8 protein-coding genes are annotated in these 9,795 nt (G+C 68.8%); 4 read left to right on the forward strand and 4 right to left on the reverse strand.

The features are described 5' to 3' along the window. Positions 1–31: 31 nt before the first annotated feature. Positions 32–2,749, reverse strand: a complete 2,718-nt coding sequence (locus ACWENQ_RS42050) for a TIR domain-containing protein (protein ID WP_452419305.1) — start codon at positions 2,747–2,749, stop codon at positions 32–34. 114 nt (positions 2,750–2,863) lie between these two features. Here ACWENQ_RS42050 and ACWENQ_RS42055 point away from each other — a divergent pair, with 114 nt between their 5' ends. Beyond that, positions 2,864–5,701, forward strand: coding sequence for a DUF7507 domain-containing protein (locus ACWENQ_RS42055; protein ID WP_452419306.1), 2,838 nt, complete (start codon positions 2,864–2,866; stop codon positions 5,699–5,701). Between the two features lie 50 nt (positions 5,702–5,751). Here ACWENQ_RS42055 and ACWENQ_RS42060 read toward each other — a convergent pair whose 3' ends face one another. Then, on the reverse strand, positions 5,752–6,303 hold the full coding sequence (locus ACWENQ_RS42060) for a GNAT family N-acetyltransferase (protein WP_452419307.1): 552 nt from the start codon (positions 6,301–6,303) through the stop codon (positions 5,752–5,754). A gap of 224 nt (positions 6,304–6,527) precedes the next feature. Here ACWENQ_RS42060 and ACWENQ_RS42065 point away from each other — a divergent pair, with 224 nt between their 5' ends. The 3 genes from ACWENQ_RS42065 to ACWENQ_RS42075 are packed head-to-tail and all read left to right on the forward strand — an operon-like array spanning position 6,528 to position 8,584. Beyond that, the gene (locus ACWENQ_RS42065) at positions 6,528–6,716 is read left to right on the forward strand and encodes a hypothetical protein (RefSeq protein ID WP_449922948.1); all 189 of its coding nucleotides are present in this window, start codon (positions 6,528–6,530) and stop codon (positions 6,714–6,716) included. Between the two features lie 27 nt (positions 6,717–6,743). Continuing rightward, the gene (locus ACWENQ_RS42070) at positions 6,744–7,913 is read left to right on the forward strand and encodes a sensor histidine kinase (RefSeq protein WP_452419308.1); all 1,170 of its coding nucleotides are present in this window, start codon (positions 6,744–6,746) and stop codon (positions 7,911–7,913) included. Continuing rightward, a complete protein-coding gene (locus ACWENQ_RS42075) occupies positions 7,910–8,584 on the forward strand; it encodes a response regulator (RefSeq protein WP_452419309.1) in 675 nt (224 codons plus the stop codon). The genes ACWENQ_RS42070 and ACWENQ_RS42075 overlap by 4 nt, the downstream gene beginning before the upstream one ends. A gap of 86 nt (positions 8,585–8,670) precedes the next feature. On the opposite strand, the gene ACWENQ_RS42080 is transcribed toward ACWENQ_RS42075, so the two are convergent. Further along, positions 8,671–9,417, reverse strand: a complete 747-nt coding sequence (locus ACWENQ_RS42080) for a class I SAM-dependent methyltransferase (protein WP_452419310.1) — start codon at positions 9,415–9,417, stop codon at positions 8,671–8,673. Between the two features lie 66 nt (positions 9,418–9,483). Continuing rightward, positions 9,484–9,636, reverse strand: coding sequence for a hypothetical protein (locus tag ACWENQ_RS42085; protein WP_449922937.1), 153 nt, complete (start codon positions 9,634–9,636; stop codon positions 9,484–9,486). Positions 9,637–9,795 lie beyond the last annotated feature (159 nt).

Below are 9,795 nucleotides of genomic sequence, written 5' to 3' on the forward strand. Positions count from 1 at the left end.
TGCGGCAGTCTGCACCACCGCCCCGGCGGCTTCAGCAGATCTTCTGGAAGGGCTCTCCGCCTGGGAGGTAGCGGGTCCACTCCTCCTTGGTGAGCGAACGGCCGGCCATCGCGCAGACCGTTGTCATCGGCTCCGACGGGATGCCCGGCTTCCACAGCAGGATGGTTCCGGCGTTGTCGGAGCTGGCCAGGGTCTGGCCGTCGGGACTGAACGCCAGCGCCACGACGTCCTCGGTGTGGCCCTTGAGCGGGTTGCCGATCGGCCTCCTGGTTGGCACGTCCCACAGTTGGACGCCCCTGTCCTCGCCTTCGGTGGCCAGGGTCTGGCCGTCAGGGCTGAACGCCACCGCGCCATGGCCCTTGACCGGATCCCCCCGAGGCTGCTGGGTCCTGGTGTCCCACAGCCGGGTGGTCCCGTCGTCGCTGAGGGCGGCCAGGAGCTTTCCGTCCGGACTGAACGCCATCGACGTGAGGCCCTCCATGGGGTTCCCGATCTGCCGCCGGGTCGCCATGTCCCACAGCCGGATGGTTCCGTCGCAGGCGGTGGCCAGGCTCTTGCCGTCCCTGCTGTAGACGACCGCCTGGACGGGGGCGGTCCCGGCCCGGATCGGCACCCCGATCGGGCGCCGGGTGGCTGGATCCCACAGTGAGACGGTCCCGTTGCCGCCGCCGACGGCCAGGGTCTCGCCGTCCGGGCTGAACGCCACCGAATAGATGCTCTGACCGGCCTGGATCGGCTCGCCGATCGGCTGCCGGTCCGCCATGCCCCACTGCTGGATCTCTCCGTCGGGATCGGCGATGGCCAAGGTCTCGCCGTCCGCGCTCAGCGCCATGGGCCAGGCGTTGTTGCCGTAGGCGTTCGGCGTCCCGATCGGCTTGCCGAGCTGCCGTCCGGTCCCGGGGTCCCACAGCCGGACGGTCTCCTCCATACCGCTGCTGATCAGCGTCTTGCCGTCCGGGCTGAACAGCAGTGGCGTGACCTCCTCGGTGTGGCCCTTGAGCGGGTCTCCGATCGGCCGCCGCGCCGCCGGATCCCACAGTCTGACGGTCCGGTCCGTGCTGCCGGTGACCAGGAGTGCGCCGTCCGGGCTGAAGGCCACGGCCGAGACGCTGTAGGTGTGGCCGGTGAGCGTGTCCCCGACCTGACGGCCGGTCGCCGGGTCCCACAGCCGGATGGTCTGGTCCCAGCTTCCGGTGGCCAGGGTCTTGCCGTCCGGGCTGAACGCGATGGCGCTGACGGGCCCGTCATGACCTCGCAGCGGGCTGTTGAGGGCGTCGCCCGTGACGGAGTTCCACAACCGGACCTCTCCGTCGTCCTCTCCGGTGGCCAGGATCCCGCCATCCGGGTTGAACGCGACCGACCGGACGGTGCCGGTGCGGCCGCCGAGCGGCTTCCCCTTCCCGGTGGCGAGGTTCCAGAGCCAGGTCCCGTCGCGACCCGCGCTGGCGAGGGTCGTGCCGTCCGGGCTGATCCGCAGAGACTCGACGTCGTCGGTGTGACCGGTGAGCGGAGCCCCGATCTGCCGCCAGGTCGCCGTGTCCCACCGCCGGATCTTCTCGTCGGACCCGACGGTGACCAGGGTCGCGCGGTCCGGGCTCAGCTCCAGGGCCGCGATGACGTCGCCCGGGCTGGTGAAAGTGGTCCCGATCTGCCGCCAGGTCGTGGTGTCCCACAGCCGGACGGTTCCGTCCTCTCCGAGGGTGACCAGGGTCCGGCCGTCGTGGCCGAACATCGCCAACCGGAAATCCGCGGTGAACGGGCTCCCGATCCAGCGGCGGGTCACCGGGTCCCACAGGCGCATGGTCCGGTCGTCGCCGGCCAGGACCTTGCCGTCCGGGCCGAGCGCTTTGATGTCGCCGAGGCCGTTCAGGACAGCCCTGGCGGGGGTCGCCAGGGAGGCGAGCATGCCGTGGCGCGCCTCGGCGGTCGCCTTGAAACGCCAGGCCGCGGCGGCCAGGAGCCCGGCCACCGCCGGGTCACGGACCTGTTCCCGGCGCGTGACCAGCAGGCTTGACACCGCGCTCCGGTGTTGCGCCTCCGCTCTGTCCCGCTGTGCCCGCGCGAGGTTGGCCGAGTCGACCGCGGCCACCGCGCTGACGACCGCCGCAGCGGTCAGGAGGGACAGCCCCGTCCAGGAGAACCGCCGGAACCGCCGGGCCCGACGGTGCTGGCGGACGTCCTCGCCGACGAGCTCGTCCTTGGGGCGGTGGTGCAGGGCGGAGGCGAGCGTCGCGACGGCGTCGAGGAAGGCGGGGTTGCCGAGGGACAGGTCGGTCTGGGTGCGGATCGAGCGCAGGTCCACCCAGAGCGGCACCTCGGAAAAGCCCCGGAGCAGCGACTCGGGCAGGGCCGTGGTCAGGGTGTCGTCGAAGTGCCCCGCCTCGTGGTCCCAGACGAGCTCGCCGTCGGTGAGCACGATGAGCATGGGCCGTTGCGCCGCGAGCGAGCGCCAGTGCTCGACCTCCCGCCGGACCCAGACGGAGCGCGCCGAGTCGGGCGAGGCCAGCAGGATGAAGCAGCGCGACGCGTCCAGCGCGGCGTCGATCGTCGTCCACAGGCCCGGCGAGGCGGACAGGCTTCGGGCGTCGCAGAAGACGCGCAGGGCACGCAGGCGGTACCAGGGGCGGGCGAACTGGTGGAGGGCGTCGCGCAGGGCGGGGCCGAGGCGGCCGTCGGCGGCTCGGCTGTAGGAGATGAACCCGTCGTAGCGACCCGGAGATGGCTTCTCGCGCTTACCGAGGAGATCCACACACCCGATTCTGAGGCTTCGGGAGTGCTTCGGGATTGAGTATGGGCCTACTCATGCCGCAAGGGTCCGTTCGGGCGATCATCGGGATCCGGACAGCTCGGAGAGGACCGCGCCATGAGATGGTTGGCTCGATCGCTGGTCGCGTTGCTCGTGGTGCTGGCGTATCTCGCGCCCACCGCGGCCCAGGCCGAGGATGTGACGGTCACCGTCCACCTGTACCGGGTGGTCGAGGTGGAGTGCGGCGAGGGGGCAGGCGAGTCGTGCCCGAACGACTACTACCCGAAGTTCCGGATCGACGGCAAGAACTTCGACGGCAAGGCCGACTTCTGCTGCGCCCACGGTCCCGACTTCAGGACCAACTGGGTCCACAGCGAGAAGGTCGACAGCACCCACAACCCCATCGACATCCACCTGGAACTGTGGGACCAGGACGACGCGACCCCTGACGACCCCATCGACTGGGGCCAGCCCGGAGATGACCTGGACATCACGTTCGATCTGAACACCTGCGTCTTCACCGGCGGCGGCCTGACCGCCCAGCAGGGGGCGGGCATCCTGTCTCTGACGGGGCAGAGCGAGGCCGGCGGCGTCGACTCGGCCCGCGGGTACTTCACCATCACCACCCCGCACTGCCTCGACCTGGCGAGGAACGCGGGCGGCGACAGCGACGGCGACGGCATACAGAACGCCTGGGAGACACCCGGTCTGGGTCTCGACGCCAACATCGACGGCACCGTGGACCTGCCGCTGGGCGACCCGCCGTACAACGCCCTGCCGTACCGGAAGGACCTGTTCGTCGAGGTCGACTACATGACCGGATTCCGGCCCGACTACCTGGGCCTCCTGGACGTGGTCGGCGCGTTCGACCGCGCACCGGTCGATCCGTACCCGGGCGGCAAGTACCTGGGAGTCGGGCTCCACATGCTGGACATCGACGAGGAACTGCCGCACGTGCCCGTGCTCCGCTTCGTCCCGGACAACGACGGACAACAGGACAACTTCAGCTTCATCAAGAACGGCGCGCGGAACAGCACCTGCGCGGGCGCCTTCGGCACCGCCGCCGACCGCTCCAGCCCGAACTGCGCGAACATCCTGAAGGCCAAGAACATGGTGTACCGCTACATGATCTTCGGCGACCGCGTCGAGGACGAGGACGGGAACACCAACGGGTCGGGCATAGCCGAGTGGGACCCCACCAGCCCCCGAGGTGGCAACGACTTCGTCGTCACGATGGGCGTGTTCACCCCCAAGGAGTTCCAGGAACTGGGCGGGCGGGTGAACGCCGAGAAGGCCACCTTCATGCACGAGCTGGGACACACGCTGGGTCTGGGCCATGGCGGCGACGAAAAGGTCAACTGCAAACCCAACTACCTCAGCGTGATGAACTACTCCTACCAGTTCCAGGACTACGACCCCATCCGGCCGCTGGACTACAGCAGCTCGGCCAGGGGCACGGCTCTCACCGTGTCGTTGCCGGAGAGCGAACTCGACGAGAACTCCGGGGTGTACGCGAGCCCCGATCGCCAGATCGTGTACGGCGTCGGCGGCAAGCCCAGAACGGTGGCCGCCACCAACGGATTCATCGACTGGAACGGAAACGGCACAAGACAGGGCGAGACCGCCGCCAACATCACCCGCATCCTGGACGAGTGCCCCGACAAGGACCTGGAAGACCTGCACGGCTTCGACGACTGGTCCAACATCCAGTACAACCCCCGCCTCAACGCCAGGTTCTTCGCCGACGGCGCGCGCCGCGGCCTGCCGCAGGAACTCACCGCGCAGATGATCCGCGCCAGGTTCCAGCAGGCCGACGTCAAGCTCACCAAGTCCGCCGACCGGACCGAGGCCGTCGGCGGCGACACCGTGACCTACACGGTGACCGTGATCGACCTCGGCCCCGGCACCGCCACCGCCCTCTCGGTGACCGACACGCTTCCCGACGGCACCGCGCACCACCGTTCGCTCCCGGACCTGGCCAACGGCGCCGTCCACACCGTCACACCCCCGTTCACCTACCGGGTGCCCTGCGCCACGACCGACGGCACCGTGGTCTCCAACACCGCCACGGTCACCGGCAAGGACACCGACGGCATCCCCGACCCGTACACCGACGACAACACCGACCGCGCCACCACCACGGTCCGGGCCCCGGTCCTGACCGTGAACCAGACCGCGACCCCCACGGTCAACGCCGGCGAGGCCGTCACCTACACCGTCACGTACGCGAACACCGGTGGCGGCGCCGCGTCCGACACCGTCGTCACCGCCACGCTCCCGTCCGGCGTCTACTACAGCCAGGCGCTCGACCTGGGTACGGGCCCCCGACCCGACTCGGTGACGCTCAACGACGACGGCACCCGGACCCTGGTCTGGAACGTGGGCGCCGTCCCTGCCAGGTCCGGCGACCGCGCGATCGTCTTCACCGCGCGGCCGACACTGCTGGCCCCGGCGGGCACGACGTACACGAGCGACGTGTCCGTGCGCTACAAGAACGCCGGCGGGGCGTGCACCTTCGCCCCGGTCACCGCCTCGGCGACCACCGGGGTCACGGCAGTGCCGCCCACCCGCGATCCGCGCTCCAAGGGCTTCTGGAAGAACCACGCCGGCCAGTGGACGGCCGAGTTCCTGGCCCGTATCCAGGCCACCGACCAGCGCTACGACACCGACCGGGGCGGAGCCCTGACCGCCGCCGAGATCACGGTGGCCTTCACCGCCGACAACTCGCCGAAGAGCGTGCTCACCGAGCACCTCCTGGGCACGTACTTCAACCTGGCGACCAGGCGCATCAACGCCGACACCGCGATCAGCTCCAGCCCCGGCACCGTGCGCGCCGCGGTGCTCTACGCCCAGGACACGGCCGCGCTGCCGGTCGGCTCCGACACCGCCGAGCGGTACAGCAGAAGCATCCGCCTGCTGGACGACATCAACGCCAACAGGATCGAGGTGTACTGAGGGTCGGGCCGGCGGGCAGACCTCCGGAAGCACCGGGCCGGGCTCCTCGGTCAGCTCGGAGGAGGCGCCCGCCGAGTTCGCGCACGTACTGGTGCAGCTCCGGCGCGCCACTCGTCCTCGAGGATGCTGAACAGCTCGAAGTCTCGCCATCCATCTCGGATCAGCTGTGTGTGACGATGCCGTCCCTCCCACGTCATGCCGAGCTTGCTGAGCACCCGAGCCGATCCGATATTCCGAGGGTCACAGGTGGCATGGATCCGATGGAGGTTGAGCTTTTCGAACCCACACGCGAGTAGCTCATTGCCTATCGCGGTCCCCAACCCCTGGCCCCAGAACCGAGGGTGCACGACATAGGTGATCTCACCTTGACGTTGCTCTTGGCTCCGGACATGCAACTCACCCATGCCGACCACGACACCCTCGAGACGCGCGACATAGGCGAACCGCTGCTGAGGTGTATGCGACCAGGCGTCGACGGCGGTCGCCACGAACGTGCGTGTTTGCTCCTCAGTGTTCGGTCCCCAGGTCTGGAAGCGGCAGACTTCGCTGAGGGCGGCCCAGGAGTGGACGGCTCGCCAGTCGGCGAGCTCGATCTTGCTCAACGTCACCGATTGCCCAGCCATAAACCGATCTTGCCAGGCGAGGTCGGTGGCGAGTTGTCCGCGGTATCAGTGTGTACGGCGGCGGCTGGTGGCAGCCGCGTCAGAGGACGACCTTGGGCGCGGAAACGTGGGGCGGTCGGCATGCCTCTCCACCCGAGCTCCACCCCGATCTCCATCCCGCGGAGGTGTGGCGATCACTTGCCTGATCCGTACGGTTCCGTCACATGAACAGACGAGACGCGAACCGGCTCGACCTCATCAAGGTGGTCATGAGCTGGGTTCTCGGCACGAATGGGGGAAAAGTGGGCGGAAAGTCTATAGTCGCCTTGGTTGTCGTGGGGCTGGTTGTTCTGGTGGGGTTCCTCGCCTACCGGCTGCTCGCCTTTGAACTCATCGCCAACCTTCGCCACTGACGAACGTCCTGTCCCGGGAGCCACCACATGATCGACGCGCCGCGCCAGGCGAAACGGCCGTCCTGGCGGGTCTACCTGTCACCAGGATGGCGAGTTGAGCGATTGGTCGGCACGATCATGATGGTGGCCGCCCCGCTGACGGCACGTTCGGGCATGCTCACCGACATCACCTGGACGCTGCTGAGCCTGAGCCTGGCCGGCTGGGCGGCCTTCGTTTTCCTGGAGCGACGAGCGCCGACGAGCGCCCTCGTCGTGCTGGGCGCCTCGGCATTGGCCGCGGCGCCGGCTGTCGGCTCGACCGCCGACGGCACCGCGATGATCATGTCATGTGTCGGGCTGGTGGCCTTCTCCATGCACACGCGGCCGAGCCCACTCGTGATCATTACGATGACGGGTGCCACGGTCATGGCGGCCACCTTGTCGTGCGTGTTCTCGGAGCGATCAGCCAGTGACGCGTTCGGCAACGCCGCGGTGATGCTGGTCGTCGTCGTGCTCGGACTCAGCCGGCGGCAGTACCGTGTCCAGGCCGAGCACGCCCACCGGCTGCTGGAACAGACTCAGCGCGCCCAGGCCGAGCACGCGCGAGCCGCCGCGTTGGACGAACGGACCAGGATCGCCCGCGAACTCCACGATGTCCTCGCGCACTCCCTCGGTGCCCTGGGCGTGCAACTGGAACTGGCCGACGCGCTGCTGAGCGAGAAGCACGACCTGGACGGCGGGTTGGAACAAGTACGGCGGGCCCGTCGGCTGGCCGTCGAGGGCTTGTCCGAGGCACGACACGCGGTGGCCGCGCTGCGCGAGGACATACCGCCGCTGGCCGAGGCGCTGGCTCAGCTTGTGGAAGCTCATCGCGGCAACCACTCAGCGGTCGTTCACGCCGAGGTCGGCGGGACGCCGCGCTCACTGCCGCCGGCCGTCACCGTCTGCCTGGTGCGCACCGCGCGGGAGGCGCTCACCAATGCCGCCAAGCACGCCCCGCACGCCGCGATCACGGTTCGGCTCGACTACCACGTCGATACCGTGAACCTCGTGGTCCGCAACGAGTCCATTCCCGAACCGGCTCAAGGCGACCCCAGCGCGCGCCCTGTGGGGTACGGACTGACCGGCATGCGCGAACGGCTCGCCCTCGTGGGTGGTCAACTCACCGCTGCGGAGAAGTGGGGTGGCTGGCAGGTGGTCGCGGAGGTACCGGCGTGAGCGACACCACGATGATCCGCGTGATCGTTGTAGACGACCAGCAGATCGTCAGGGAAGGCCTGGTGGCCCTGCTCGGGCTGCTGGACGACGTCGAGGTCGTCGGTTCGGCGGGCGACGGCGAGGGCGCGCTTCGGCTGCTGGAGGAAACCTCTGCTGACGTTGTGCTGATGGACCTGCGGATGCCGGTGATGGACGGGGTGGAAGCCACACAGCGCATCACCCGGCAGCATTCACAGGTCGCGGTCTTGGTCCTGACCACGTACGCCGACGATGACTCGATCGCGGCGGCCCTTCGTTCAGGTGCCCGCGGCTATCTGACCAAGGACGCAGGCCGAGCCGAGATCGCAGCGGCTCTCCGCGCCACCGCGTCTGGTCAGTCCACCTTCGACACCGCCGTCTCCCGGCGCCTTGTGGCGGCCATGCTACGGCCAGGCCCGCTCCACCCCGTACCGCCAGATCGCTGGGGCAACCCCGACGGGCTCACCCCCCGGGAGGTCGAGATTCTGAAGCTCATCGCACAAGGCATGACGAACCAGCAGATCGCCGCGTCGCTGTTCATCGGCGAGTCGACGGTCAAAACGCACATCAACAACACCTTCGCCAAGATCGGAGCTCGCAGCCGCAGCGACGCGACACGCTACGCCTACCGGCACGGGCTGGCAGAAGGCTGACAACGGTCCTCGGGACGAAGACCCAACCGCAATTGCCCGGGCTTCGGGGTTCAAGGACCGTTGACCGGTGCGAGCCGGTGGCGGGTTCAGGCGATCAGCAGGCGAAGCCCAAGCTCTGCCGCGTCGAGATCGACGAGGTCGTGGTTGCGTTCGGCCCACCGACCGGATGCGAGGTCGTCGCGGAGGCTGCGCACTGCGCGCTGCTCGGCGTCCGGCCCGACCCTGGCCCAGACCGATATCCCGCGACGGACATTCTCGTCCAGGTACGCCTCCGGCCTACGCCAGTAGGCCTCGAAGAAGCCGTCAGCGCAGTCCCACGGGATGAGCACCGGTTCCATCCGGGCTCCGATCGCGCCGGCCTGCTCGGACACCGAAGGCCGGCCGACGAGGAGGTCCGCGACCTCAGGCAGGTAGTCGCGAGTAAGCCAGAACCGATGAAGCCATCCGGTGTCGCTGGTGTCGTGCGTGAACACCACCACGCGGCGAGCAACCCGCCGCAGCTCGCGCAGCCCGGCAATCGGGTCCTGCCAGTGATGAATGGAGGAAACAGCCATCGCGGCGTCGAAGGACTGGTCATCGAACGGCAGGCTCTCGGCAGATCCGACCAGGCACGGCGCCGCGCCCGGGAGACGCTGCGAACGCATGAGCGCCGACGGTTCCACCGCGAGGACGTGGCGGTCGGGGGGCTCGTACGACCCGGTACCCGCCCCGACGTTCAGTATGGTCCGGGCATCGCCGAGCGCAGCCCAGATCCGCGCGGCGATGCGCGGTTCCGTGCGCCGTGTCACGGTGTAGGTGGCTCCGATGGTGTCGTACAACTGCGCGCTGGACATTGACACTGCCTTTCCGGCTGTCACCCATCGTCCCCGCACAGTGCCGGTGGCCTGGGTAGCGTGTCACTACGCGGGAGGTCGCTTGATCGCCATTTCACCATATTGATCGGCATGTGAGGAGCTGTCGCGGGCGCTGGAGGTGGCGTAGACCATCCGCCACAGCACCTTGGCCTGGACGTCGAGCCCGCCGACACCAGCATCCTCGCCGAGGCGTGCCACGTGGCTGGACCGGTCGCTGTCCCTCAACGAAGCTGCGGAATCGCTGGGCCGGCACTCCCGCGAGCTAGGAGCTGTTTCCTGGATCACGTGCGGAGCCAGATGACCAAGGCTGCGACCGTGACGGTTCCCAGGAACATGTAGGCGCGTTTGTCGTAGCGG

It is taken from the genome of Nonomuraea sp. NPDC004354 (assembly GCF_053602555.1).